We start from the raw sequence: 25,612 nt of genomic DNA on the forward strand, positions 1-25,612 counted from the left end.
TGTTATCAGCGAGGCGAATGCGCGGCATCCCTTCGGGCGAATGACAGCCGCGCCGTATTCGGTTACAGCATCAGCGGGGCTCGCTCGCTCAGCGTCTTCAAAGCCGCCACCCAGCTTGGATGATCGTTCAGACACGGCACCAGCTGCAGGCTCTCGCCGCCGGCTTCAACAAACTGCTCACGGCCACGGTCGCCGATTTCCTCCAGGGTTTCGATGCAATCGGCGACAAATGCCGGGCACATCACCAGCAACTTCTTCACGCCCTGTTTGGCCAGCTCGTCGAGACGCGCTTCGGTGTAGGGCTCGATCCACTTGGCGCGGCCCAGACGCGACTGGAACGACACCGACCACTGCTCGGGCTTAAGCCCCATGCGCTGGGCAAACAGTTCGGCGCTGCGCAGACACTGGGCGCGGTAACAGCTGGCGAGCACTTCGGGCGCGGCCGTGCGACAGCAATCAGCGCCTTTCAGGCAGTGATTACTCGGGTCGAGCTTGTGCAGGTGACGTTCCGGCAGGCCGTGAAAGCTCAGCAGCAGATGATCGAAATCCTGCTCCAGATAAGGCTTGGCGCTGTCGACCAGGGCGTCCAGGTATTCCGGCTGGTCGTAAAACGGCGGCAGTATGGAAAAGCGGATGGGCAGCTGCTGTTCACGCACCACCCGCCGCGCTTCTTCGATCACCGTGGTAGTGGTGCTGTCGGCAAATTGCGGGTACAGCGGCGCCAGGGTGACCTGCTTGATGCCCTGGGCGGCCAGACGGGTCAGTACGGTTTGCAGCGACGGCTCGCCATAGCGCATGGCCAGCTCTACGGGGCCGTGGGTCCAAGAAGCTTTCATTGCCTCGTGCAGACGTTTGCTCAGCACCACCAGCGGCGAGCCTTCATCCCACCAGATCGAGGCATAGGCATGCGCCGAGGCCGCCGGGCGCTTGATCAGAATAAGCGAAACCAGCAGACGCCGCAGCGGCCAGGGCAGATCGACGACATAGGGGTCCATCAGAAACTGGTTGAGGTAACGGCGCACATCAGCCACGGAAGTGGAGGCCGGCGAGCCCAGGTTTACCAACAGCAAGGCGTGATCGGTCATGCAAAGTCCTAGGGTCTGTTAACGTTTCGCTGCGAGCCGCGTTGCTGCGCCAAATTGCGCCAGGCAAGGCGCGGGGCGCCGACAATGGTGTTCCCTTGCCAAGCCCCGCAACGCCGCCTGGCACAATTTGCCGCGCAACCCGAAGGGCCGGGCCTGTTTTTACGCGATGCTGCGTTTCTCGTCACTCATTTGGAACAACCAAACTTCGTGACTCGTGCCTTGCCTCGCGTAAAAACGGGCTCCGGCACGGCCGCAGCGAAACGTCAACAGACCCTATCAGGTTGGCCAAGCAAGTCCGCCAGAGCCACATCCAAATGAGTAAAACGAAAACTGAAGCCAGCCTCCTGCAAGCGCGTCGGCAGCGCGCGCTGGCCCCCGAGCAGCAGCACCGACAGCTCCCCCAGCAACGCACGCAGGGCAAATGCCGGGGCCGGCATAAACGCCGGGCGGTGCAGCTCGCGGCCCAGGGCCTGGCTGAAGGCGCGGTTACGCTCAGGCGTCGGCGCGCAGGCATTATAAGGACCGCTGGCCTGCTCCTGCTGCAGGAGAAAATCAATCAGCGCGATTTGATCGCTGAGATGAATCCACGGCATCCATTGCCGGCCATTGCCCAGTGGGCCGCCCACACCCAGCTTGAACGGCAGCAGCAAGCGCTTGAGCAGCCCGCCGTCAGGGGCCAGCACTAACCCGGTGCGCAGCAGTACCACACGAATACCCAACTCCTCCGCGCGCTGGGCAGTTTCTTCCCAGGCGCCACACAACTGCGCGGCAAAATCCTCGCTCACCGGCGGTGAATCCTCATGCAGTTCACGCTCGCCGCCATCGCCATACCATCCCACTGCCGAACCGGATAACAACACCTGCGGCTTGTGCGCGCGGCTCTCCAACCAGGCCAGCAGTTGTTCGGTCAAGCCGATCCGGCTGGCCCACAGCAACGCCTTGCGCTTGCGCGTCCAGGGCCGGTCGGCAATCGGCGCGCCGGCCAGGTTGACCACAGCATCCAGCGGCTCTTCAGCCAGCTCATCGAGCCGGCCAATGCCGCGCACTGCCTCACCACATAGGGTGGCGACCTGCTCGGGACGGCGGCTCCATACGGTTAATTGATGACCCTGTTGCAACCAGTGGCGGCACAGCGCTCGCCCAATCAAACCGGTTCCGCCTGTCAGAAGAATGTGCATCACGCTGTCCTCGCATGGCCTTTGCATAGCTCTGCATCGTTAGTAACAACCGACGGATTAATCGCGTTTGTGGCTTCAATCCGGCCGCAGGTTGTCTTAACTATAGGAAGGTAGGATCGACTCCGGCACATCCTATACATAAAAACCATATTGTATAGCTTTTGTCTAAAGCGTAGCCTAACGCTTGAAAACACGAGGTAAACCATGACCGCTCTTCACCCCATCGCCATCATCGGCACCGGCATTGCCGGACTGTCTGCCGCACAGGCGCTGCACGGCGCCGGGCACCCGGTGCAACTGTTCGACAAGAGCCGCGGCAGTGGCGGCCGCATGGCCAGTAAACGCAGCGATGCCGGCGCGCTGGACCTTGGCGCGCAGTACTTCACCGCCCGCGACCGGCGCTTTGTCGAGGTGGTGCAGCAATGGCAGGCGCGCGGCTGGGTCGCCGAATGGACCCCCAGCCTTTACAACTTTAGTAACGGCCAGCTCAGTGCCTCGCCAGACGAGCAAATTCGTTGGGTCGGCAGCCCGCGCATGAGTGCGATCAGCCGCGCCATGCTCGGCGCATTGCCGGTGGTCTTCTCCTGTCGCATCACCGAAGTCTTTCGCGGTGAGCAACACTGGCACCTGCAGGATGCCGAGGGCAACAGCCACGGCCCGTTCAGCCATGTGATCGTCGCCACCCCGGCGCCGCAGGCCACAACACTGTTATCCAGCGTACCGAAACTGGCTGGTGCAGCGGCAAGCGTAGCTATGGACGCGACTTGGGCCGTGGCTCTGGCCTTTACTAACCCGCTGGAAACCAGCGTCGAAGGTTGCTTTGTGCAGGAGGGTCCGCTGGATTGGCTGGCGCGCAACCGCAGCAAACCCGGCCGCGATACCAGCCTCGACACCTGGGTGCTGCACGCCACCAGCCAGTGGACCAAACAACACCTGGACCTGCCCAAGGAGGCGGTGATCGAACACTTGCTCGGTGCCTTCGCCGAGCTGATCGGCTGCGCTGTGCCCGCTCCGGCCTTCAGCCTGGCGCACCGCTGGCTCTATGCCCGCCCGGCCAGTGCACACCAGTGGGGCGTACTGGCCGATGCTGACCTGGGCATCTATGCCTGCGGTGACTGGTGCCTGTCCGGCCGTGTCGAAGGCGCCTGGCTTAGCGGTCAGGAAGCGGCGCGGCGCTTGCTCGAACACCTGCAATGAAGGCTAACGCCAAGCATCGGCTTAACCCGCGCAAGCTGCTGCTGTCGAAATGGACAGCAGCGCAGCCGCAAAACCGCGAGAAGCATTTTCTCGTCACCGAACTGTTCTGCGACGAAGACGGCACGGTGCTGCAGATCGAATTGCAGGCCGTGCTTAACCAGCGTTGCCAACGTATGGACTGGCGCGCGCTGGAAAACCCCGAACACTGGCGCATGGGCTGGACGTAAGCGGCCACTTGCAAAGCCCTACAGTACTTGTACAAAAATATTGACTTGTACAATTATAAACCTATGATGAACGTAAGTTGTACATCCGCCAGGATCTGTACAAGTCGCACATCAGAGGTTGCCCATGAGCCCATCCGAGATCACCACTGGCAAACCCAAACTGGGTATCAGCGCCTGCCTGTTGGGTTCCGAGGTTCGCTACAACGGCGGCCACAAGGAATCGCGCTTGTGCAGCCGCACCCTCAGCGAATATTTCGACTTTGCCCCGCTGTGCCCCGAAGTGGCCATCGGCATGGGTATCCCGCGTGAGCCGATCCGTCTGGTTGGCGATCCACTAGCGCCGCGCGCCGTGGGTACGGTCAACCGTGACGTGGAAGTCACCGCGCCGCTAGCCGCTTATGGCGAGCGCATGGCCGGCGAGCTGACCGATATCTGCGGCTATATCTTTATGCAACAGTCGCCGTCCTGCGGCCTGCACCGGGTCAAGGTCTACCAAGACAACGGCCGCCCCAGCGAACCCGGCCGTGGAATTTTTGCCCAGGCCTTCTGCGCGCGGCACCCCAACTTGCCGGTAGAAGAAGACGGCCGCCTCAACGATCCGATCCTGCGCGAGAACTTCATCACCCGCGTATTCGCCTACTCCGAGTGGCAACAGTTGCTGCGCGACGGCCTGACCCGCAAAAGCCTGATCGACTTCCACTCGCGCTACAAATACCTGCTGATGGCCACTCACCCCGCGCAGTACAAGCTGCTCGGGCGCATGGTCGGCAGCCTCGGCCAGCAAGACCTCAATGAGCTGGCGCCGCGGTATTTCAGCGAGCTGATGAGTGCGCTGAAAAGCTGCGCCACCCGCCGCACCCACAGCAACGTGCTGCAGCACCTCAGCGGTTACCTCAAGCAATCGCTGAGTGGTGAAGAAAAGCAGGAAATGCAGCAGCTGATCGGCCAGTACCGCCATGGTGTGGTGCCACTGGTGGTGCCTATGACCCTGCTCAAGCACCACTTCCGCCGTCATCCAGACCACTACATCGCACAGCAGGTCTATCTGCAGCCGCACCCGGAAAACCTCAGCCTGCGTAATGCCCTATGAGTATTGAGCCGAATACCGCGGTCGCGGCAGCTGATGATTACCAGACAGCCATTGCCAGTGGCTTTATGCCGATCCGCGATGTGGCGCGCATCACCGGGGTCAACGCGGTAACCCTGCGCGCCTGGGAGCGGCGCTACGGCCTGATCGTGCCGCACCGCACGCCCAAGGGGCATCGCCTGTATTCGGAGGAACATGTCGCGCGCATCCAGGCGATTCTCACCTGGCTTGATCGCGGTGTGTCCGTCAGCCAGGTCAAGGGCCTGCTGCGCTCCAACCAGCCGGCATTTGCCGAAGCCAGCTCGCAGTGGGAAGCCAAGCGCCAGAAGTTGCAGGAAGCCATTTGTAACCTCAACGAGCGGCGCCTGGATGACTGCTTCAATAGCGAACTGGCGCTCTACCCGCCACATACCCTGTGCCAACAGCTGATACTGCCGCTGCTCGAAGAGCTCGAACTGCGCTGGCGCAACCAGTTCGGCGCCCAGGCCGAGCGGGTGTTTTTCTACTCCTGGCTGCGCAGCAAACTCGGCGCACGGCTGTACCACAACAACCGCCAGTGCAACGGCGCGCCGCTACTGCTGATCAACGTTTCCGATCTGCCGATGGCCCCCGGCCTGTGGCTCACCGCCTGGCTGGCGAGCAGCGCCGGTTGCCCGGTGGAGGTCTTCGATTGGCCGCTGCCGCCGACCGAGCTGGCCCTGGCAGTCGAGCATATTCAGCCACGGGCGGTGCTGCTGTATTCCAGCCAGGCGCTGAACAACACGCACCTGCAGCGCCTGCTCGGCGGCTATGAGTGCCCCAGCCTGCTGGTCGGGCAAGCGGTGCAGATCCACGCCGAAGAACTGCAGAACATCACCGCGCAAAACGCCGAACTGAGCCTGGCCGCCGACCCGCTGGCCGCGCTGCACAGCCTTACCGACCTTAATTTGCTGCAGAGCTAACGGAATTGAACATGCTGCAACTGATCTGGTTTCGTACCGACCTGCGCGTGCAGGACAACACCGCCCTGGCCACCGCCATGAGCAGCGGCCCGACCGTGGCGCTGTACCTGCTTAGCCCCGGCCAGTGGTTGGCCCACGATGACGCGCCGAGCAAGGTCGACTTCTGGCTGCGTAATCTCCAAGAGCTGGCCGCTGAGCTGGGCAAACTCAACGTACCGCTGCTGGTACGTGAAGCCGATAACTGGAGCGCGGCGCCGCAGGTGATCGGCGAGCTATGCCAGCAGCTGCAGATTGACAGTGTGCAGGTCAACGAAGAGTACGGCGTACATGAAAGCCGTCGCGACCAGGCCGTAGCCGGTACGCTGGATGGCCTGGGGGTGAATTTTCGCAGCCATCTGGATCAGCTGTTTTTTAAGCCCGGCAGCGTGCTGACCAAATCCGGCGGTTACTTTCAGGTCTACAGCCAGTTTCGCAAGGTCTGTTATCAGCGCCTGCACACCGCCCTGCCGGCCCTGATCGCCACACCTAAAGCGCAGCCCGCGCTTGCGATCCAGAGCGATGCCATTGCTGAACAAGTTGCAGGCTTCGCCCTCCCCGCTGCCGAACTGCGTGAGCTGTGGCCAGCTGGTGAAGCTGAGGCTGCGCGGCGTCTGGACGACTTTGCCGCGCAGCAGATCGACTTCTACCAGAGCGCCCGCGACTTCCCCGCGCAGCCCGGCACCAGCCAACTGTCTGCCTATCTGGCCGCCGGGGTGATCTCGCCGCGCCAGTGCCTGCATGCAGCCTTGCAGGCTAACCAGGGCGAGTTCGACAGCGGTAACGTCGGGGTCATCACCTGGATCAACGAGCTGCTCTGGCGCGAGTTTTACAAGCACATCCTGGTCGGCTACCCGCGCGTTTCGATGCACCGTGCATTCCGCGCGGAAACCGAGGCGGTGGCCTGGCGCGACGCGCCGCAGGAACTGAAAGCCTGGCAGGACGGCCGCACCGGCTTCCCGATCATCGATGCAGCCATGCGCCAGCTACTGGCCACCGGCTGGATGCACAACCGCTTGCGCATGATCGTGGCGATGTTTCTGACCAAGAACCTGCTGATCAACTGGCGCGAAGGCGAGCGCTTCTTTATGCGCCACCTGATCGACGGTGACCTGGCGGCGAACAACGGCGGCTGGCAGTGGAGCTCCTCCACCGGCACCGATTCGGCACCCTACTTTCGCATCTTCAACCCACTGAGCCAGTCGCAGAAATTCGACCCGGACGGCCGTTTTATCCGCCAGTGGGTGCCCGAGCTGGTTGGCCTGAACAAGACCAATATCCATAACCCGTCGGCCATCGGTGGGCTGTTCGGCATTGCCGATTACCCCACGCCAATCGTCGACCTGAGCAAGAGCCGCGCGCGTGCATTGGCGGCGTTCAAAAGCCTGCCGCACCTTGCCGGCGAGGAGCTGCTGTGAGCGACTTTCTGCGCCAGTTCGCCCAGGACTTTGCCGGGCTGAACAAGGACAACCTCGACCGCCTGGGCCAGCTATACAGCGACGACGCACTGTTTTGCGACCCCCTGCATGAGGTGCGCGGGCTGACCAATATGCAGCGTTATTTTGCCGAGCTGTACGCCAACGTCAGCGAGCTGCGCTTCGACTTCTATGGCTTTGATCAAGTACGCGACGGTGAAGGCTACCTGCGCTGGACCATGAGCTACCGCCACCCGCGCCTGGCCGGTGGCCAGTTGATTCGCGTGGAAGGCTGCTCGCACTTGCTGTGGCAGGACAAGGTTTATCGCCACCGCGACTATTTCGACGCCGGCAGCCTGCTCTACGAGCACCTGCCCTTACTCGGCTCGGCTATCCGCTGGCTGAAACGGAGGTTGGCATGAACCTGAACGAACGGCGTATCTGGCTCACAGGCGCCAGCAGTGGTATTGGCGCCGCCCTGGCCGAACAGTTGCTCGAACAGGGTCATCGCCTGGCCCTCAGCGCACGCACGGTTGAGCCGTTGCAGGCGCTGGCCAAACGCTTCCCTGAACACGTGCTGGTGGTTGCCGGTGATCTCAGCGACATCGAGCAGGTACGCGCGATTGGCGAACATATCGCACAGGTCTGGGGCGCGCTGGATTGCGTCATCCTCAACGCCGGCACTTGTGAGTATGTCGAGGTCAGCGCTTTCGAGGCGGCGATGGTTGAGCGTGTGATGCGCGCCAACCTGCTCTCGGCAAGCTACTGCATAGAAGCCGCCCTGCCCTTGCTGCGCCTGGGCAACCGCGCGCATCTGGTGGGCGTCGGCAGCTCGGTGACCTTTATGCCGCTGCCACGTGCCGAAGCCTATGGCGCTTCCAAGGCCGCCATGCGCTACCTGATGGAAGCCCTGCGCATCGATCTGCACGCCGAAAACATTGCCGTCACCCTGGTCAGCCCCGGTTTCGTCGACACCCCACTGACGCAGAAGAACGACTTCCCCATGCCCATGCGCTGGCCGGTGGACAAAGCCGCCCGCCATATCGCCGAACGCCTGCACCAGCAACCCTTTGAAATAAGCTTTCCCGGCCCCTTTATCGCCATGCTCAAGCTGCTCGGCCATCTGCCCAAGCGTTTGCAGGTGGCCATCGGCGCCCGTATGGCCCGCTCTGCAGCCACCACCAAGGACCACTCATGAAGATCGCCATTATCGGCAGCGGTATCGCCGGTTTGACCAGCGCCTACCTGCTTAACCGCAGCCACGACATCACGGTCTTCGAAGCCGGCGACTGGATTGGTGGGCATACCCATACCGTGCAAGTCGAGGTGGCAGGTAAGCGCTATGCGGTCGACACCGGTTTTATCGTATTCAACGACTGGACTTACCCGAACTTTATCCGCCTGCTCAGCCAGCTCGGCGTCGGCTTTAAGGCCACCGAGATGAGCTTCTCGGTAAGCGACCCAGTCAGTGGCGTGGAGTACAACGGGCACAGCCTCAACAGCCTGTTCGCCCAGCGCAGTAACCTGCTTTCACCGAAGTTCTGGGGCATGGTGCGCGACATCCTGCGCTTCAATCGTGAGGCGCTGAACGACCTTAACCAGCAGCGCATCGCCAGCGATATGACCCTGGGTGATTACCTCAAGGCCAATGACTACAGCGAGCGTTTTATTCAGCATTACATTGTGCCGATGGGTGCGGCAATCTGGTCGATGTCGCTGAATGACATGCTTGGTTTTCCGCTGCAGTTCTTTGTGCGCTTCTTCAAGAACCACGGCCTGCTGTCGGTCAGTGACCGCCCGCAGTGGTGTGTGGTCGAGGGCGGTTCCAGCAGCTATGTCGCACCGCTGACAGAATCCTTCAAGCAGCATATCCGCCTCAACTGCGCGGTGACCCGGGTCGAGCGTGATGCCCTGGGCGTTACCCTGCACAGCGCCGCCGGCAGCGAGCGCTTCGACAAGGTGATCTTCGCCTGCCACAGCGACCAGGCCCTGGCGCTACTGGCCGAGCCCACACGCATCGAGAAGGAAATCCTCGGCGCGCTGCCCTATGCCGACAACGATGTGGTGCTGCACACCGACACCCGCCTGCTGCCAAAACGGCCACTGGCCTGGGCCAGCTGGAACTATCGCCTGGGTGGGCCGGCGAGCCAGCCTGCTGCGGTTACCTATGACATGAACATTCTGCAAGGTATTCAAAGCGAGACGACATTCTGCGTCAGCCTCAACCAGAGCGATGCCATCGACCCGGACAAGATCCTCGCCCGCTACACCTACGCCCATCCGCAGTACAGCCTCGAAGCCGTTGCGGCGCAGGCGCGCTGGGAAGAACTTCTCGGCGCCAACCACAGCTATTTCTGCGGCGCCTATTGGGCCAACGGTTTTCACGAAGACGGCGTGGTCAGCGCGCTGCGCGTGGCCCGCGAATTCGGTGAGGCGCTGTAGTGAACAGCCCAATGACAATGAATAGCGCCCTGTATAGCGGCTGGGTGCAGCACCGGCGCTTTGCGCCGCGTCTGCATAACTTTCGCTATCGCATGGGCCTGCTCTACCTCGACCTGAGTGAGCAGGAAGCGGTACTGGCGCTGTCGCCCCTGGCTGGCAGTGGCCGCTTTGCGCCCTTTGCCTTTCGCGAGAGCGATTACCTGCCGCAGTTCACCGGAGCCGGCATGCGCCTGATCGACGCCGTGCGTCAGCGCGTCACCGAAGCCCTAGGGCGCACACCGCTGGGACATATCTGCCTGCTGACTCAGCCGCGTAGCTGGGGCCTGGCCTTCAACCCGGCGAGCTTTTTCTACTGCCATGAAGCCGATGGCCAATTGGCGGCGATTCTCTGCGAAGTCAGCAACACGCCTTTCCGCGAGCGCTACCACTACGTTTTGCCGGCCGAGGGTACGGGCCATCAGCACGTCGCCGTGGCCAAGGCATTTCACGTCTCGCCGTTTCTGCCGCGCGATCTGGAATACCGCATGAGCTTCAGCCCGGTCGGCGAACGCTTAGGCATCCATATGGCTGACTGGCAAGGCGAGGAAAAGCTCTTCGACGCCAGCCTCAGTCTGCAGCGCACAGACCTGAACCGCGCCAGTCTGCACCGCTACCTGCTGGATTTTCCCTGGATGACCGGCAAAACCCTTGCCGCCATCTACTGGCAGGCCCTGCGCCTGCTGCTCAAACGTATTCCCCTGTTCACCCATCGGGCCGCCGAGGGTGCTTTACGCGTCGCCCGCCCCGTACCAAAGGAAGTCCCCCATGAAAAGCTCTAGCTTGGCTTCTGCAAAACACACCGTGCGCGCCGGCAGCGGCATCGGTGCCAGCCTGTTGCGCCGTGCAGTAATGCGCCAGCTGAAACAACTGCGCCATGGTCTGCTGGTGATCGTTGAAGGGGATGAACGCATGGAGTTCGGCGATGCCCACTCCAGCCTCTGCGCCGAGATTCAGGTGCAAGATGGTGCGGTCTGGGGGCTGGTGGCAGGCAACGGCTCAATCGGTTCGGGCGAGGCTTATATCCATGGCTACTGGACCACCCCGGACCTGACGGCAGTAATCCGCGTATTCGTCAGCAACCTCGACGTACTCGATGCCATGGAAAGTGGCCTGGCGCAGCTCGGCCGTCCGCTGATCCAGGGCTTGCACTGGCTAAACCGCAATACGCGTAAAGGCTCGCGCAAAAACATATCGGCGCATTACGACCTCGGTAACGGGCTGTTCGAGCAGTTTCTCGACCCGACCATGATGTACTCGGCAGCGATGTTCCAAAGCGCCGACGACAGCCTGGAGCAGGCGCAACTGAACAAGCTCGAACGCATCTGCCAGAAGCTCGCGCTGAAACCCAGCGACCACCTGCTGGAAATCGGCACTGGCTGGGGCAGCATGGCGATCTATGCCGCCACCCACTATGGCTGCAAGGTCACCACTACCACCCTGTCGCGCGAGCAGTTCGCCTATACCCAGCAACGCATTGCCGAACTGGGCCTGCAAGGGCAGATTACCCTGCTGCTGGAGGACTATCGCGACCTAGCTGGGCAGTACGACAAACTGGTGTCGATCGAAATGGTTGAAGCAGTGGGTCATCGTTTCCTACCGACCTATTTCGAACAGTGCGCCAGCCTGCTCAAACCCGACGGCCTAATGCTGCTGCAAGCCATCACAATCCGCGACCAGCGCTATGAGCAGGCGAAAAACGCCGTGGACTTTATCCAGCGCTATATCTTCCCTGGCGGCGCCCTGCCTTCGGTGAACAAGATGCTGGACATCATCACTGCCAAGACCGACATGAACCTGCACCACATGGAAGACTTCGGCCTGCACTACGCGCGCACCCTGCGCATCTGGCACGACAACCTGCGCCAGGCGCGGCACAAGCTGGAGCAGCAGGGCTACGACCACTACTTCTTTCGCCTGTGGGAGTTCTACCTGTGCTATTGCGAGGGCGGCTTTATCGAGCGCACCATCGGCACCGCGCAATTGCTGCTGGCGAAACCGGCGGCACGTCCTGCTCCGTTACTGGGAAATTTCAATGCCTAGATTAATCGTCAACACCCTGCTATTTCAGCTCGGCTGGTTCGCCTGCGTGTTCGGCGGCGACAGCCTGTGGCTGCTGATTGTCGCAGCGGTGCTGGCGGTGCATCTGCTGTGGACCAGCAGCTGGGCGGCGGAAGGCAAACTGCTGATCAGTGTTTTCCTGGCCGGCAGCGCGCTGGACAGTTTTCTACTCAACCTCGGCGTGTTCGACTTCGGCGAGCCACGCACGCTGATCCCGCTATGGCTAGCCTGCCTGTGGCTGCTGATGGCTACCACACTCAATCACTGCCTGGCCTGGACCGCACAACCCTGGTGGCGCGGCAGCCTACTCGGTGCCATCGCTGCACCGCTGTCCTATTACGCCGGCGCACAGATCGCCGGCGTCGGCCTGCCCTACGGCACCTGGCCAAGCCTGCTGCTGATTGGCGCGATCTGGGCTCTGGTCATGCCTGTGCTACATGGCTTCGCCAAACTCTATCGCGCGCAATACGAGCAAAAGCTGCGTACTCGCCAGTCCACGTAGGGTAGGTAGCTAGCCACCCCGTTGAAAATTGCGGAGCGGTTTCGATCAGCGCGGCGCCTCCTCACGAGAGTGGATGGGTAAAATGCCATCCACCCTACGTCGGCAGTGAGCGTCGCCAAAGCAGTGATGGCGTACACTGCGCGGCATGAGCGAAAGCATCCCCCATCTCCAGTTACCCCTCGAAGAAGCCGTCAGCTGCAGCAATTGCGCCGCCTGCTGCTGCCAGCTGGAAGTCATGCTGATTACCGACACCGGCGTGCCGCAGCGCTATATCGATACCGACGCCTGGGGCGGCGAAGTCATGCTGCGCCTGGACGACGGCTGGTGTGCGGCGCTGGATCGCGACAGCATGCGCTGCACCATCTACGAGGTGCGCCCGCTGATCTGCCGCGAGTTCGAAACCGCCTCTCCCGAATGCCTGGACGAGCGCAAGGGCATGACCAGCATCTACCGCTAGCGGCCAGCCGAATCACCGTAGGGTGGGTTAGGCGCATACCGCCAATAGCGATGGCTCAACAAAATCCGCCGCGCCGTAACCCACCATCGGCGCAACTCGGCCCAGTTTCAAGGCAAGCCGCCTGGTGGGTTACGCGGCGCGCCACGCCGGTGGTGTCTGATCGCTTAGCACTCAGCGCCGCTAACCCACCCTACGGGGTCCGTTTAACCGCAGGCCGATCTGTGTCACAACGCTAGTAACCTCCCCTCTACAACCCCCGCACCATCTGCCAATCCAGCCCAAAACGCGCCAGGTACTTACGCAACCGATCCGCATCGTTGGGCTGGCTTTTGCCCTGGCGCGATTGGGCGAATAGCTGGCGGCCTGCATCCGATAGGCTGGCAGCCTCACGACACAGCGCCACCACGCCCGGCAATTGCAGCTGATCGAACAGGTCCAGCGCCTGCCAGCGTTCGCCCAGCAGGTGCTCCAGCTCCTGCTGGATACCTGTCTTGGCCAGCCCCTTGCCACTCCAGGTACGTTGCAGGCGGAGGATTTCCTCCTCCACCTGGGCCTCGTCGATCCGCCCACTGTCGGCCAGGGTGGCCATCCGCGTGATCGAGGCCGACAGCTCACGGAAGTTGCCACTCCAGGCCGCCTCGCGGCTGCTGGCGAAGGCCAGGTAACGTTGGCGCGCCTGCAGGTTGAAGCGCACCTGGCGGCCCTGTTCGCGGGCATGGCGTTCCAGCTCGAACTCCAGGTTCGGTTCGATATCCTCGCGGCGCCCGGCCAGGCCCGGCAATTCGAAGGTCCAGAGGTTGATGCGGGCGAACAAATCCTCGCGAAACAGGCCCTGCTGCACCCGCTCGCGTAGGTCGCGGTGGGTGCCGGCGATCAGCAGAAAGTCGCTCTCCACCTCCTTGTCACTGCCCAGGGGGAAGAAGCGTTTCTCCTCGATGGCCTTGAGCAGCATGGCCTGCTCATCCGGCCCCAGCTCGCCGATCTCGTCGAGAAACAGCATGCCGCCATCGGCCGCGCGCAACAGCCCTTCGCGCGCCGTCTGCGCGCCGGTAAAGGCGCCTTTGCTATGGCCGAACAACGCGGACATGGCGCCGTCGCCGCGCAGGGTGGCGCAGTTGACCTCGACGAAACGCCCCTGCAACAGATGCCGGGCGCGCTTGAGTTCATAGATGCGCCGGGCCAGAAACGACTTGCCCGAGCCCGTAGGCCCGACCAACAGCATCGGCGCCCGCGAACGCACCGCGACCCGCTCGATCTGCTCGATGCTGCGGTTGAACGCTGGATTGCGCGTGGCGATGCCGGACTTGAGGAACGCCAGGGTTTCCTGCTGCTCGCGGCGAAAGCGCGTGGCGATGCCGTCGTAGCGCGACAAGTCGAGGTCGATCAGGGTGCAGGTGCCGCTGTGGGTGGTTTCCTCAGCGCGCCGCCCCGGCGAAGTCTGTGCCAGGCGCGCCGGCAGGTAGCGCGCCTCGGTCAGCAGAAACCAGCAGATCTGCGCGACGTGGGTGCCGGTGGTGATATGCACCAGGTAATCCTCGCGCTCGGTATCGAAGGCATAGGCGCTGACGAACTCGTGCAGGGCGCCGTAGACCTCCTGAAAATCCCAGGGGTCGCGCAAGGCCATGGCATGCAAACACACCTCGGTTTCCGGCGAGACCGCGGCGATATCGTCACGTATGCGCCCGGCCAGACCGGCGTCGCGGGGGCTGTGGATCAGTTCGAGGCGGTCGATCAGCAAATCCTGCTGCTGACACAGGCCGACGCTGGGCCTCCATTTGCTCCAGCGGTTGGCACCCTTGCCGACCCTATCCAGGGTGGCGCCGACAAAGCCGATGGCGACGGTTTTCTTAGCAAACATGCTTATACCAAAAGATAAATTATGATACCAAAATATAGCAATTCAAGTAAACGAGCCTGAACAGATTTTACCGCCCGCTTAGAAATAAAAATATTTACCTTATAAATTAATAACTTATAAAAACATCCCGACAGCCTGAATATTCTGGCACGCCCCTCGCAATATATCTCTCGACCACAGCGCCAGGCAGGCCAACGGGTCGGGAGTCATATCCCGCCGGTGCGGGGATCCACCTTCGGGTTCGGGTGCCCCGTATGCCGCCACCGCAACGCTCGGTCACTGGCTCGGTAGCTCAGTTGGTAGAGCAGTCTTTCTTGAAAGATGCGCCGCAGGTTCGAGTCCTGCCCAAGCCATTCGATAGCTCAACTGGTAGAGCAGTTTTCTTCGGAAGACCTGTCGCGGGTTCGATTCCCGCTCGAAAAATGCCCTTTAACGGCAGTTAAGCGACAACCCAGCAATACCCCGTTGGCGTGGCAGAGCAGTTCCGCTGCCGCCGCCGATCCGCCCGGCCACGTGCTCGAGCGGCGGGCAGAGTCAACGTCGGGCCAAGGCAGGCCACACGACCAGGACGGTCGCGACGCACGCTCACCCCGCGTCCCCAACACGGATGCCCGACGGATCGGCGAACGCCGACACCCATACCGAGAAGAAAAAGAGAAAAAGGAACTACCGATGAACATGCTCAAACGCTTTGTGGTGAAAAAGAACGAACGCGCCCTGCTGTACGCCGAAGGCGATTTCCAGGCCGTCCTGGAGCCCGGCCTGTACCGCCGCTTCGATCCACGCAACCGCCTGAGCGTTGAAGTTTTCAGCCTGAACTGCCCGCGCTTCGAGCACCGCTTGGCCGGCTACCTGCGTAAAGAGCAGCCGGCATTGGTCGAGCGCTGCTTCGAGCGTTTCGATACCGCCGAGCACGAGGCAGGCCTGCGCTATGAAGACGGCATGCTGGTGGAAATCTTGCCGCCTGGCAGCCGTCACCTGTACTGGAAGGGCCAGAACGAACAGCGCCTGGAGCGCATCGATCTGAGCCAGCAATACCGTCTGGACGCCGCACTGGTCGCCCTGCTCACCCAGCCCGGCCTGCGCAGCCAAGCCCTACTGGGCCTGGACGCGGTGTTGCTGACCCAGGTGCCGGCATTCCAGGTCGGCGTGCTCAAGGTCAATGGCGAGGTGATCGAACTGTTGCCGGCCGGCCACTACGGTTTCTGGCGTTTCAACCGGCAGATCAGCGTCGAATTGGTGGATATGCGGATTCAGGCACTGGAAGTCAGCGGCCAGGAAATCCTCACCCGCGACAAGATCAGCCTGCGCCTGAACCTGGCAGCCAACTGGCACTACAGCGACGTGTTGCTGGCTCATTCGCGCCTGGCCAAACCCCAGGAGCACCTGTACCGCGAGCTGCAATTCGGCCTGCGTGCAGCGGTGGGCACCCACACCCTGGACGAGCTGCTGGAGAACAAGCAGTTGATCGACGAGGCGGTGAGCAGCCACCTCGCCGCCAAGCTGCCGGGTTGTGGCCTGGAAGTCAGAAGCCTGGGCGTGCGCGACATCATCCTGCCCGGCGAGATGAAATCCTTGCTGGCCCAGGTGGTGGCGGCGGAGAAAGCGGCTCAGGCCAACGTGATCCGCCGCCGCGAGGAAACCTCGGCCACGCGCTCGCTGCTCAACACCGCCAAGGTGATGGAAGACAACCCGACGGCACTGCGCCTGAAGGAACTGGAAACCCTGGAGCGGGTGGCCGAGCGCATCGACCGGATTTCCGTGTTCGGCGGATTGGATCAAGTGCTTAACGGCCTGGTAACCCTGGTCCCGAAATAACAGCGCCGCCTGCCGTGGAGGTAGGCGGCCTGAATAAAAAGGCAGCATCATGAAAAGCGGAAAACAACGCCGCAGGGAAATCAAAACGGCTCGCCGGTTGCGGGCCACCAAGGCGCAGCGAGCATTGGATCAGTACCTGCCGCTGGGCTTCAGGCCAACCGAGGCGATCACGGTCAACCCAACGCTGCTGGCGTCCTACAACAGCTACGGCGAGCCTTTATTTCTCGCCCGCGGCTGGTACCAGGACCAGCCGTTTCGTTGCGTCGACTGCGGTAAAGACGAAGTCTGGGCTGCCGCGCAGCAACGGTGGTGGTACGAAGTGGTACAAGGCTCGGTATACGCCCACGCGGTGCGCTGCCGCCCCTGCCGCCTGATCCGCCACCTGGCTGGTCGCACCTAGCCAACAATTTAGATGCGCACGGCTCTATGGCCGGCGCTTATTGAATACAGAGACAAGACCATGAAAGACACAAGCTACCAACTGCTGGAAGTCGCCAACGGCAAACCGATCAAGCTCTGGACCCAGGGCGTGCCGGTCGAGGCCGAGGCGCAGCAACAGCTGATCAACACCGCCAAGCTGCCGTTTATCTTCAAGCACCTGGCCGTGATGCCGGACGTGCACCTGGGTAAGGGTTCGACCATCGGCAGCGTGATCCCCACCCTCGGTGCGGTGATCCCCGCCGCGGTGGGTGTGGATATCGGCTGCGGGATGATGGCCGCGCGCACCTCGCTGACCGCCAGCGACCTGCCGGACAACCTGAGCGGGCTGCGCGATGCCATCGAGCGCGCCGTACCTCATGGCCGTACCAGCACCCGCAGCGGCCGTGATAAAGGCGCCTGGGAGAACGTGCCCGACGCCACCGACCAGGCCTGGGCGAACCTGGCCGGGCGCTTCAAGCTGATTACCGATAAACAACCGCGACTGGAGAAGACCAACAACCGCAAACACCTGGGAACCCTGGGTACCGGCAACCACTTTATCGAGGTCTGCCTGGACGAAGCCCAGCGCGTCTGGTTCATGCTGCACAGCGGTTCGCGCGGCGTGGGTAACGCCATCGGCAGCCTGTATATCGAACTGGCCAAGGCCGATATGCGCCAGCACATCGCCAACCTGCCGGACAAGGACCTGGCCTACTTCGAAGAAGGCAGCCAGCACTATCAGGACTACGTGGAAGCCGTGGGTTGGGCCCAGGATTTCGCCCGGCAGAACCGCGAACTGATGATGCAAGCGGTGATAGCCGCAGCGCGCCAGGTAATCGGCAAGCCTTTCGAGGCCAACCTGCAGGCGGTCAACTGCCATCACAACTATGTGCAGAAGGAGCGGCATTTCGGCGAAGACGTCTTGATCACCCGCAAGGGCGCGGTCTCGGCGCAGAAGGGCGAACTGGGCATCATCCCCGGCTCCATGGGCGCGAAGAGCTTTATCGTTCGCGGCCTGGGTAACGAAGAGGCGTTCAGCTCCTGCAGCCACGGCGCTGGCCGAGTGATGAGCCGTACCCAGGCGAAGAAGCAATTCAGCCTGGACGACCAGATCCGCGCTACCGCCCATGTGGAATGCCGCAAGGATGCCGACGTGATCGACGAGATCCCCATGGCCTACAAGGACATCGAAAAAGTCATGCACGCCCAGCGCGAGCTGGTGGAAGTGGTACACACCCTGCGTCAGGTGGTGTGCGTTAAAGGATAAGGGGTGCCAGCACCCCGACTGAACAGAAGGTAACAACAGATGGACCTGCATCAACAACGCCACCCGCTCTCGTCAGAAATGCGCGAGTGGGTGCTGCGCGAGCTGAAAGCAATAGAAGCGCAGCATGAGGTCACCGTGCTCTACGCCTGCGAGTCGGGCAGCCGCGCCTGGGGCTTCGCCTCGCCGGATAGCGACTATGACGTGCGCTTCGTCTACGTGCCGCGCCAGCCCTGGTATCTGCGCGTGGATGCGCCGCGCGATGTAATCGAGCGGCCGCTGAGCGATGAGTTGGATATAGGCGGCTGGGAGCTGCGCAAAACCCTGCAACTGTTGCGCAAATCCAATCCCACGCTGCTGGAGTGGCTAGATTCGCCACTGGTTTACCGCAGCGAGCCGGGCGCCGCCGAGGAGTTGCGCGATCTGGCAGAGCAGTTCTACTGCCCGACCGCTGCGCGGCATCACTACCTGTCGATGGCCAAGAAGAACTTTCGTGGTTATTTGCAGGACGAGCAGGTGCGCTTCAAAAAGTACCTCTATGTGCTGCGCCCGTTACTGGCCGTACGCTGGATCGACGCAGGACTGGGCCGACCGCCCATGACCTTCGCCGCACTACTCGACGCCACCGTGCAAGATCCCGCCCTGTTGGCGGAAATCGATGCCCTGCTGACGCTCAAGCGCCAGGTGGTGGAGTCGGCCTATGGCCCGCGCCGTGAAGTGATACACGCCTTTATCGAGCAGGCCTTGCAGCAGGCCGAAGCGCAGCCGGCCCTGCCCAAGGCGGGCGGCGATACGGCCGATCTCGACCGTTATCTGTGCGAGACGGTGCTGCGCTATTCGTAATCCGGGCGCGCGAGCGCCCGGCCCGTCTAATTTGGATCAGAATTATGCAAAAGGAATTTTTAGAACTGGACGGTGCCATCGGCGGCGGCCAGGTATTGCGCAGCGCGCTAAGCCTGTCGATGGTCAGCGGGCGGCCGTTTCGGATCGTCAATATCCGCGCCCAGCGCAGCCGACCGGGTTTGTTGCGCCAGCACCTGACCGCGGTGCTGGCTGCGGCCGAGGTCTGTGGCGCAGAGGTCGAAGGGGCGCAGCTGGGCTCGATGAGCCTGAGCTTTCGCCCTGGTGCAATCAAGGCCGGCGACTACAGCTTCAGTATCGGCACCGCCGGCAGCTGCACCCTGGTGTTGCAGACGCTGCTGCCGGCCTTGCTACGCGCGCCCGATAACAGCCGCCTGCTGATCAGCGGCGGCACCCATAACCCGGCCGCGCCGCCGAGCGACTTTCTCCAGCATGCCTGGCTGCCGCTATTGCGGCGCATGGGCGCGCAGCTGGAATTGACCCTGCTGCGCCATGGTTTCGCACCGGCCGGCGGCGGCCAACTGGAGCTGCATATACAGCCGGGCCAACTGCAACCGCTGTATCTGCAGGAACGCGGCGCCGTGCTCGACCAGCAGGCGCGCTGCCTGTTGGCCGGTGTACCCGGTCATGTCGGTGCAAGGGAGCTGGAGCGGCTGGCCAATCGCCTGAAGTTGCCGGAAGAGGCGCTGCATTTCGTCCATCTGCCGCAAGAGCATGGGCCGGGGAACGTGTTGCTACTGGAAGTGCGTTGCGAACAGCTCACCGAAGTGTTCGCCGCCTTCGGTCAGCCGCGGGTACGAGCCGAGAACGTTGCCGACCAGGTGGCGAAGCAAGCCCGCGACTGGCTAGGCGGCGAGACTGCGGTAGCCGAGCACCTGGCCGATCAGTTGTTGCTGCCGATGGCCTTGGCCGGCGGTGGCAGCTTCACCACGCCGCGGCGCACCGCGCACCTGGATAGCAATATCCAGGTAATCGAAGCCTTTATGCCGGTGCGTATCCACTGCGAAAGCTTAGCCCCAGCACTAGTGCAAGTTAGCCTTCGGACTGAAAGCCCCCAATAAGCACCTAGGCTGAAATGGCAGACCAATAAAAAGCCGGATGGCAATCCGGCTTTTTAACAGTGCAAACGGTTAGAAACTCATGCGGTAATGCAAGGTATAGGCCTCGACACCGTCATTAGGCTGCTTAAGACCGGCATTGGAATAGTGAATTGCCCGTAGGCCTACTTCTTGGCCGGCGAACCGCATGCCCACACCGATGCGGTCTTCAAACTGGAAGGATGACCCCAGATCGCGGTCTTCAAGTTCGGTATTGGCGAATGCGGCGATACCGATACCGGCTTCGATATAAGGCCGCACGTTCTGCCCGGCAAACTCGTAGACGAACACCGGTGTGATCGAGACGCTGTGGTTGCTCGACGTTTCGTCGCCATCCCAGTAGGTGTAGCCCGCGTCCCAATAACCCGTCAGTCGACCCACGTCGCTTTGCCACCAGCTTCGATTGAAATCGAATTGCGTTCCCAGGCGATACACCATGGTGGACTCGCTGCTCTGGCCAATGGCGAAGGTCACATCGGCCGCTTGCGCAGCGCCAATTCCTGCCATGGAGATGGCTGTGCATGCAGCCAAGGTGATCAGTTTCTTCATCGGAATATCCTTTTTTTGACGAGACAACCCCTGTGGGTCAGCTAAGCGTCGCGCGATGCCTGTACTTAGAAACCCGATTTATACCAGCAGTCTGACTCAATATTGTCAAACGACTGTATTAATGACCGTTCACCCCATAAAAGGGTCAATAAATTTTCTAGCTGCGTGACGTTGCCGCTAGACCAGAACTGCGCCGGGCGCGCGGGACCACGGGCCAATAGCCTCTGCTCATCAAGTAGCCGTTGCAGCTGACGCGCCACCGCTGCGCCTGTGTCAATCAGGCTGACCGAGGGCGGCACTAGGGTTTGCAGCAGGGGTTTGATAAAGGGGTAATGGGTGCAACCGAGGATCAAGGTGTCGCAACCCTGCTCCAGCAGCGGCGCTACAAATCCCTGTAACAGCGTGCGGGTTTGTTCGCTACTCAGATCGCCGGCTTCGATACGCTCCACCAGACCTGGACAGGGCTGGGTAATTACCCGCACATCGCTGGCAAAACGGTCGAGCAAGGCGGCGAACTTGGCGCTTTTCAAGGTTCCGGTTGTCGCCAGCACGCCAACCACACCGACCTTGGTCGCGGCGGCGGCGGGCTTTACCGCAGGCTCCATACCGATAATCGGCAGCTGCGGGTACAACTCACGCAGCTCGGCCACACCCGCCACTGTGGCGGTATTGCAGGCCAGCACCAGCGCCTTGGCCCCTTGGGTCAGAAGAAACGTAGCCAACACCCGGCAGCGCTCGCGGATAAATTCCGGGCTCTTTTCGCCATAGGGCACATGGCCGCTGTCGGCTATATAGAGCAGCGACTCATTCGGCAGCAGCGTGCGGATTTCGCCCAGCACCGACAGGCCGCCGACGCCGGAGTCGAATACGCCAACCGGCGCGTCTCTTGAGACGTTACTGGCCATGGGCGCCACACACGCTGCAGCCCGGATCACGCTTGACCCGCAGCTCACGGAAACGGCTACCCAGGGCATCGATCAACAGCAAGCGGCCAACCAACGGCTCGCCAAACTGTGCCAATAATTTCAAGGCTTCCAGTGCCTGCAGGCTGCCGACCAGGCCCACCAGCGGGCCGACCACACCGGCTTCGCTGCAGGTCAATTCGGCCTCGCTGCCATGACCGTAGATACAGTGATAACAAGGGCTGTCATCGCGCCGTGGATCGAACACCGACAGCTGCCCTTCCAGGCGAATCGCCGCGCCGCTAACCAGTGGCACCTTGGCCGCCACGCAAGCTGCATTCACCGCCTCGCGGGTGCTGAAGTTATCCGAGCAATCCAACACCAAGTCCACGGCCGCCACGGCTACGGCCAAGGAATCGCTGTCCAGGCCCTGTCGGTGAGCCTGCAAGCGCAGCTGCGGATTGATCGCCAGCAGGCGCTTGCTTGCCGAGTCGACCTTGCTCTGGCCGATGCTGGAAGTATCGTGAGCGATCTGCCGCTGCAGGTTAGTCAAATCGACCGTATCAAAATCCGCCAGATGCAATTCGCCGACGCCCGCAGCCGCCAGATACAGCGCCACCGGCGAACCCAAACCGCCGAGGCCGATGATCAGCGCGCGACTGTTTTTCAGGCGCAGCTGGCCAGCGATATCGATCTGTTGCAGGAGGATCTGCCGGCTATAGCGCAGCAGCTCGTCGTCATTCAGCATGTCGTGCGGGCTCATGGCGTCACTCATTATCAAAGCGTCCCAGACTGATGCGCTCGTGGCCGCCTAGGTCACGCCGGCTTTCCACCACGCTAAAACCGCGCGCACTAAGCAGCTCGCGCACTGCCGACGCCTGATCGAAGCCATGCTCCAGCAGCAACCAGCCGCTCGCTTCAAGATAGTCCGGTGCCTGCTGGATGATCAGGCGAATATCGTCCAGGCCATCCGCGCCTGCCACCAGTGCGCTGCTCGGTTCGAAACGCACATCGCCTTCGACCAGGTGGCGATCATCGGCGGCAATATAGGGCGGGTTGCTGACGATCACCTGATAACGCCGACCCGCCAGGGCGCTAAACCAGTAGCTTGCAACAAAGCTGGCATTGCTTAGTTTAAGCCGCGCGCGATTGCGTTCGGCCAGGGCCACCGCATCGGGTACGCGATCCACACCGGTTAGCCGCCAGGCCGGACGCTCGCTGGCCAGGGCCAGGGCAATCGCACCGGTTCCAGTGCCCAAATCCAGCAGTGCAGCAGGCGTAGCCGGCAGCAGCGCCAGAACGGTTTCCACCAGCAACTCGGTATCCGGACGCGGAATCAGGGTGTGCGCCGCGACCTCCAGATCCAGATTCCAGAAGCCCTGCTGGCCAAGAATATAGGCCACCGGCTCGCCAGCCTGACGCCGCGCCAGCGCCGCCTGATAATGCTCAAGGTGCTCGGCCTCAAGCTCGCGCTCCGGCCAGGTGTGCAGATAGCTGCGCGACTTGCCCAGGGCATGGGCGAGCAGTAGCTCGGCGTCCAGACGCGGGGTCGGCGAGTCGGGTAGTTCGGCGCTGGCGAGCAGTTGGTCGATGGTGGTCATGCGATGACGATCTCTTCGTAGGGTGGAAAACCGCGCAGCGTTTTCCACCGCTGGTGGTGGATGAAAACAGCATCATCCACCCTACATTCTCGGCGACAGCCGTAGATCGGGCGATCAATCGCCCAAAGCGGCTAACTGATCGGCCTGATACTCGACCAGCAGCGGCTCAATGATTGCCTCGACGCCACCAGCAATCACTTCATTGAGTGAATACAGGGTCAGGTTGATGCGGTGATCGGTGACCCGACCTTGCGGGAAGTTGTAGGTACGAATGCGCTCGGATCGATCACCGGACCCCACCAGCAATTTGCGCGAGTCGGAAATTTCCTTATGCGCGGCAGCTTCCTGCTGGTCCTTCAATTTCGCCGCGAGCCAGGCCATGGCCTTGGCGCGGTTCTTGTGCTGCGAACGTTCTTCCTGACATTCGACCACGGTACCGGTGGGGATATGGGTGATACGAATTGCAGAATCCGTGGTGTTGACGTGCTGACCACCGGCACCGGAGCTGCGGTAGGTGTCCACACGCAAGTCGGCCGGGTTGATATCGATGGCCATCTGCTCATCAGGCTCGGGCAACACGGCGACGGTACAGGCCGAGGTGTGGATGCGCCCCTGGGATTCGGTCTCCGGCACACGCTGCACGCGGTGCGCGCCAGACTCGAACTTGAGCTTGCCGTAGACGTTATCGCCCTCGACCCGGGCAATCACTTCCTTATAGCCGCCATGCTCACCTTCGCTGGCCGACAGCACTTCCACGCGCCAGCCCTGCTTCTCGGCATAGCGCGAATACATGCGGAACAGGTCGCCGGAGAAGATCGCCGCCTCGTCGCCACCGGTACCGGCGCGCACTTCGAGGAACACGTTGCGGCCATCATTCGGGTCTTTGGGCAGCAGCATGCGCTGCAGGCTGGCTTCCAGTTCGATCAGCTGTTCCTTGGCTTCGGCGACTTCTTCTTCGGCCATTTCGCGCATATCCGGGTCGCTGTCTTTAAGCAGCGCCTGAGCACCTTCGAGGTCAGACTGGACTTTACGGAAGGCACTGAACGCTTGGTACACCGGCTCAAGCTCGGCGTATTCCTTGGAATAGGCGCGAAACTGCGGCTGGTTGCTTATCACCTCGGCATCGCCGAGCAGCGCGGTCAGCTCTTCGAAACGATCCTGCAACAGGTCGAGTTTATTGATCAGTGACGCTTTCATTGCGGACCTTTATTTATTAGCCGAGCTGCTATGAATGGAAGCAGGTGGCGCGCCCTCATCCAGGGCAAACAGTTCTTGAGCCACGCCCAGCGCATCGACGCGGCCGTCAGCAGAGAATTTTTTCAGCTGTACACTGGGCGCATGCAGCAGTTTGTTGGTCAGGCCACGGGCCAGCAGAGCCAGCACATCCTCGGCCGAACTGCCATTGTTGAGCAGGCGCAGGGCCTTATTCAGCTCCTCGTCGCGCAGGCGCTCGGCCTGCTGGCGATAGGCCCTGAGCACATCCACCGCAGCCAGTTCCCGCAGACGCAGCATAAAGTCCTGGGCACCAGAACTGACCAACTCTTCCGCCGCCTGGGCCGCGCCCTGACGACTTTTGAGGTTTTCCGCGATCACCTCGTGCAGGTCATCCACGGTATACAGGTAGACGTCGTCCAGCTCGCCGACTTCCGGCTCGATATCACGCGGCACGGCGATATCGACCATAAAGATCGGCTTGTGCTTACGCTGCTTCAATGCACGCTCCACCGCGCCCTTGCCAAGAATCGGCAGCTGACTCGCCGTGGAGCTGATCACAATATCGCTGTTAACCAGCTCATCGGGGATTTCCGAGAGCAGCACGGCATGTGCGCCAAATTGTTCGGCCAGGCTGCTAGCACGCTCCAGCGTGCGGTTGGCCACCACGATGCGCTTGATGCCCTGATCGTGCAGATGGCGAGCCACCAAGCTGATGGTCTCGCCTGCACCGATCAGCAGCGCCTGGCTACGGTGCAAATCAGCGAAAATCTGCTTGGCCAGGCTGACGGCGGCAAAGGCCACGGACACCGGGTTTTCGCCAATCGCCGTATCGGTGCGCACAGTCTTGGCGGTGCTGAAAGTGGCTTGAAACAGCCGTCCTAGCAGCGGCCCGAGAGTACCGGCCTCGCGCGCTACGGCAAACGCCGATTTCATCTGACCGAGAATCTGCGGCTCGCCCAACACCATAGAGTCGAGACCCGAGGCCACGCGCATCATATGGCGCACGGCCTCGTCATCGGCATGGATATACGCGCAGGCGCGCAACTCTTCGAGGCTCAGACGATGGTAACTGGCCAGCCAGACCAGCACTTCATCAGCGCTCAACTCATCCTGCTCGAGGTACAACTCACTGCGATTACAGGTCGAGAGAATCGCTGCCTCCCGACTGCTGGTGCGCTGACACAGCTGCTGCAATGCCTCAACCAACTGCTCAGGAGTGAAAGCCACGCGCTCGCGGACGTCCACCGAGGCGGTCTTGTGGTTGATACCGAGGGCAATAAAGGCCATGCACGTCGCTGACAGGGAGTGGAAGCCGGCAATTGTCCTACTTCGGCAAAGCGAGAACAACCACTGCGGCCTATTG

26 protein-coding genes and 1 tRNA gene are annotated in these 25,612 nt (G+C 61.9%); 18 read left to right on the plus strand and 9 right to left on the minus strand.

Annotated elements, in window-relative coordinates; genetic code table 11:
- Positions 1-62 precede the first annotated feature (62 nt).
- The gene (gene hemH, locus AACY25_RS18785) at positions 63-1,085 is read right to left on the minus strand and encodes a ferrochelatase (protein WP_339526661.1); all 1,023 of its coding nucleotides are present in this window, start codon (positions 1,083-1,085) and stop codon (positions 63-65) included.
- Between the two features lie 263 nt (positions 1,086-1,348).
- The gene (locus AACY25_RS18790) at positions 1,349-2,263 is read right to left on the minus strand and encodes a TIGR01777 family oxidoreductase (protein WP_339526663.1); all 915 of its coding nucleotides are present in this window, start codon (positions 2,261-2,263) and stop codon (positions 1,349-1,351) included.
- A 204-nt stretch (positions 2,264-2,467) separates the two neighbouring features.
- On the opposite strand from AACY25_RS18790, the gene AACY25_RS18795 reads away from it, so the two are divergent.
- From AACY25_RS18795 to AACY25_RS18850, 12 genes are all read left to right on the plus strand, one after another.
- A complete protein-coding gene (locus tag AACY25_RS18795; protein ID WP_339526665.1) occupies positions 2,468-3,460 on the plus strand; it encodes an NAD(P)/FAD-dependent oxidoreductase in 993 nt (330 codons plus the stop codon).
- The gene (locus tag AACY25_RS18800; protein WP_339526666.1) at positions 3,457-3,687 is read left to right on the plus strand and encodes a TIGR02450 family Trp-rich protein; all 231 of its coding nucleotides are present in this window, start codon (positions 3,457-3,459) and stop codon (positions 3,685-3,687) included. The genes AACY25_RS18795 and AACY25_RS18800 overlap by 4 nt, the downstream gene beginning before the upstream one ends.
- Positions 3,688-3,811: 124 nt before the next feature.
- Positions 3,812-4,777 carry a YbgA family protein gene (locus AACY25_RS18805; protein ID WP_339526668.1) on the plus strand — a complete coding sequence of 322 codons (966 nt, stop codon included), beginning with the start codon at positions 3,812-3,814 and terminating at the stop codon, positions 4,775-4,777.
- Complete coding sequence (locus AACY25_RS18810) at positions 4,774-5,715, plus strand: MerR family transcriptional regulator (RefSeq protein WP_445262167.1); 942 nt, start codon at positions 4,774-4,776, stop codon at positions 5,713-5,715. Before AACY25_RS18805 ends, AACY25_RS18810 begins: the two co-directional genes overlap by 4 nt.
- Before the next feature lie 14 nt (positions 5,716-5,729).
- Positions 5,730-7,169 (plus strand): deoxyribodipyrimidine photo-lyase, encoded by a 1,440-nt coding sequence (gene phrB, locus AACY25_RS18815; RefSeq protein WP_339526739.1) that lies wholly within the window; start codon positions 5,730-5,732, stop codon positions 7,167-7,169.
- Positions 7,166-7,588 (plus strand): nuclear transport factor 2 family protein, encoded by a 423-nt coding sequence (locus AACY25_RS18820; RefSeq protein ID WP_339526670.1) that lies wholly within the window; start codon positions 7,166-7,168, stop codon positions 7,586-7,588. Before phrB ends, AACY25_RS18820 begins: the two co-directional genes overlap by 4 nt.
- Complete coding sequence (locus AACY25_RS18825; RefSeq protein WP_339526671.1) at positions 7,585-8,364, plus strand: SDR family NAD(P)-dependent oxidoreductase; 780 nt, start codon at positions 7,585-7,587, stop codon at positions 8,362-8,364. Before AACY25_RS18820 ends, AACY25_RS18825 begins: the two co-directional genes overlap by 4 nt.
- Complete coding sequence (locus tag AACY25_RS18830; RefSeq protein ID WP_339526672.1) at positions 8,361-9,608, plus strand: NAD(P)/FAD-dependent oxidoreductase; 1,248 nt, start codon at positions 8,361-8,363, stop codon at positions 9,606-9,608. The genes AACY25_RS18825 and AACY25_RS18830 overlap by 4 nt, the downstream gene beginning before the upstream one ends.
- Before the next feature lie 17 nt (positions 9,609-9,625).
- Positions 9,626-10,426, plus strand: coding sequence for a DUF1365 domain-containing protein (locus AACY25_RS18835; RefSeq protein ID WP_339526741.1), 801 nt, complete (start codon positions 9,626-9,628; stop codon positions 10,424-10,426).
- Complete coding sequence (locus AACY25_RS18840; protein WP_339526674.1) at positions 10,413-11,687, plus strand: cyclopropane-fatty-acyl-phospholipid synthase family protein; 1,275 nt, start codon at positions 10,413-10,415, stop codon at positions 11,685-11,687. Before AACY25_RS18835 ends, AACY25_RS18840 begins: the two co-directional genes overlap by 14 nt.
- Entirely contained in the window at positions 11,680-12,207 is a 528-nt protein-coding gene (locus tag AACY25_RS18845) for a DUF2878 domain-containing protein (protein WP_339526676.1), read from the plus strand. Before AACY25_RS18840 ends, AACY25_RS18845 begins: the two co-directional genes overlap by 8 nt.
- A gap of 145 nt (positions 12,208-12,352) precedes the next feature.
- A complete protein-coding gene (locus AACY25_RS18850) occupies positions 12,353-12,664 on the plus strand; it encodes a YkgJ family cysteine cluster protein (RefSeq protein WP_339526678.1) in 312 nt (103 codons plus the stop codon).
- A 247-nt stretch (positions 12,665-12,911) separates the two neighbouring features.
- Here the strand turns inward: AACY25_RS18850 and rtcR are convergent, their stop codons facing one another.
- Entirely contained in the window at positions 12,912-14,522 is a 1,611-nt protein-coding gene (rtcR, locus tag AACY25_RS18855) for an RNA repair transcriptional activator RtcR (RefSeq protein WP_339526680.1), read from the minus strand.
- 281 nt (positions 14,523-14,803) lie between these two features.
- Between rtcR and AACY25_RS18860 the strand changes: the two genes are divergently transcribed.
- From AACY25_RS18860 to rtcA, 6 genes are all read left to right on the plus strand, one after another.
- A tRNA-Lys gene (locus tag AACY25_RS18860) sits at positions 14,804-14,875 on the plus strand.
- Between the two features lie 319 nt (positions 14,876-15,194).
- Positions 15,195-16,340: a slipin family protein gene (locus AACY25_RS18865; protein WP_339526681.1), complete on the plus strand. Its 1,146-nt coding sequence runs from the start codon at positions 15,195-15,197 to the stop codon at positions 16,338-16,340.
- Positions 16,341-16,389: 49 nt separating this feature from the next.
- A complete protein-coding gene (locus tag AACY25_RS18870) occupies positions 16,390-16,740 on the plus strand; it encodes a zinc-ribbon domain containing protein (RefSeq protein ID WP_339526683.1) in 351 nt (116 codons plus the stop codon).
- A 60-nt stretch (positions 16,741-16,800) separates the two neighbouring features.
- On the plus strand, positions 16,801-18,027 hold the full coding sequence (locus tag AACY25_RS18875) for an RtcB family protein (protein ID WP_339526684.1): 1,227 nt from the start codon (positions 16,801-16,803) through the stop codon (positions 18,025-18,027).
- 39 nt (positions 18,028-18,066) lie between these two features.
- Positions 18,067-18,867 carry a nucleotidyltransferase domain-containing protein gene (locus tag AACY25_RS18880; RefSeq protein WP_339526686.1) on the plus strand — a complete coding sequence of 267 codons (801 nt, stop codon included), beginning with the start codon at positions 18,067-18,069 and terminating at the stop codon, positions 18,865-18,867.
- A gap of 44 nt (positions 18,868-18,911) precedes the next feature.
- Positions 18,912-19,946 (plus strand): RNA 3'-terminal phosphate cyclase, encoded by a 1,035-nt coding sequence (gene rtcA, locus AACY25_RS18885; RefSeq protein ID WP_339526687.1) that lies wholly within the window; start codon positions 18,912-18,914, stop codon positions 19,944-19,946.
- 69 nt (positions 19,947-20,015) lie between these two features.
- On the opposite strand, the gene AACY25_RS18890 is transcribed toward rtcA, so the two are convergent.
- The 6 genes from AACY25_RS18890 to hemA form a co-directional block, all read right to left on the minus strand.
- Positions 20,016-20,531, minus strand: coding sequence for an acyloxyacyl hydrolase (locus tag AACY25_RS18890; RefSeq protein ID WP_339526689.1), 516 nt, complete (start codon positions 20,529-20,531; stop codon positions 20,016-20,018).
- A gap of 65 nt (positions 20,532-20,596) precedes the next feature.
- Positions 20,597-21,436, minus strand: a complete 840-nt coding sequence (gene murI / locus AACY25_RS18895; RefSeq protein WP_339526690.1) for a glutamate racemase — start codon at positions 21,434-21,436, stop codon at positions 20,597-20,599.
- Positions 21,426-22,181, minus strand: coding sequence for a molybdopterin-synthase adenylyltransferase MoeB (locus AACY25_RS18900; RefSeq protein ID WP_339526743.1), 756 nt, complete (start codon positions 22,179-22,181; stop codon positions 21,426-21,428). The genes murI and AACY25_RS18900 overlap by 11 nt, the downstream gene beginning before the upstream one ends.
- A 19-nt stretch (positions 22,182-22,200) precedes the next feature.
- Positions 22,201-23,034 (minus strand): peptide chain release factor N(5)-glutamine methyltransferase, encoded by an 834-nt coding sequence (gene prmC, locus AACY25_RS18905; RefSeq protein WP_339526691.1) that lies wholly within the window; start codon positions 23,032-23,034, stop codon positions 22,201-22,203.
- A 114-nt stretch (positions 23,035-23,148) separates the two neighbouring features.
- A complete protein-coding gene (gene prfA, locus AACY25_RS18910) occupies positions 23,149-24,231 on the minus strand; it encodes a peptide chain release factor 1 (RefSeq protein ID WP_339526692.1) in 1,083 nt (360 codons plus the stop codon).
- A gap of 9 nt (positions 24,232-24,240) precedes the next feature.
- The gene (hemA, locus tag AACY25_RS18915; protein ID WP_339526693.1) at positions 24,241-25,536 is read right to left on the minus strand and encodes a glutamyl-tRNA reductase; all 1,296 of its coding nucleotides are present in this window, start codon (positions 25,534-25,536) and stop codon (positions 24,241-24,243) included.
- Positions 25,537-25,612: the final 76 nt, after the last annotated feature.

Source organism: Pseudomonas sp. EA_35y_Pfl2_R111 (assembly GCF_963970955.1).
Lineage (GTDB): Bacteria > Pseudomonadota > Gammaproteobacteria > Pseudomonadales > Pseudomonadaceae > Aquipseudomonas.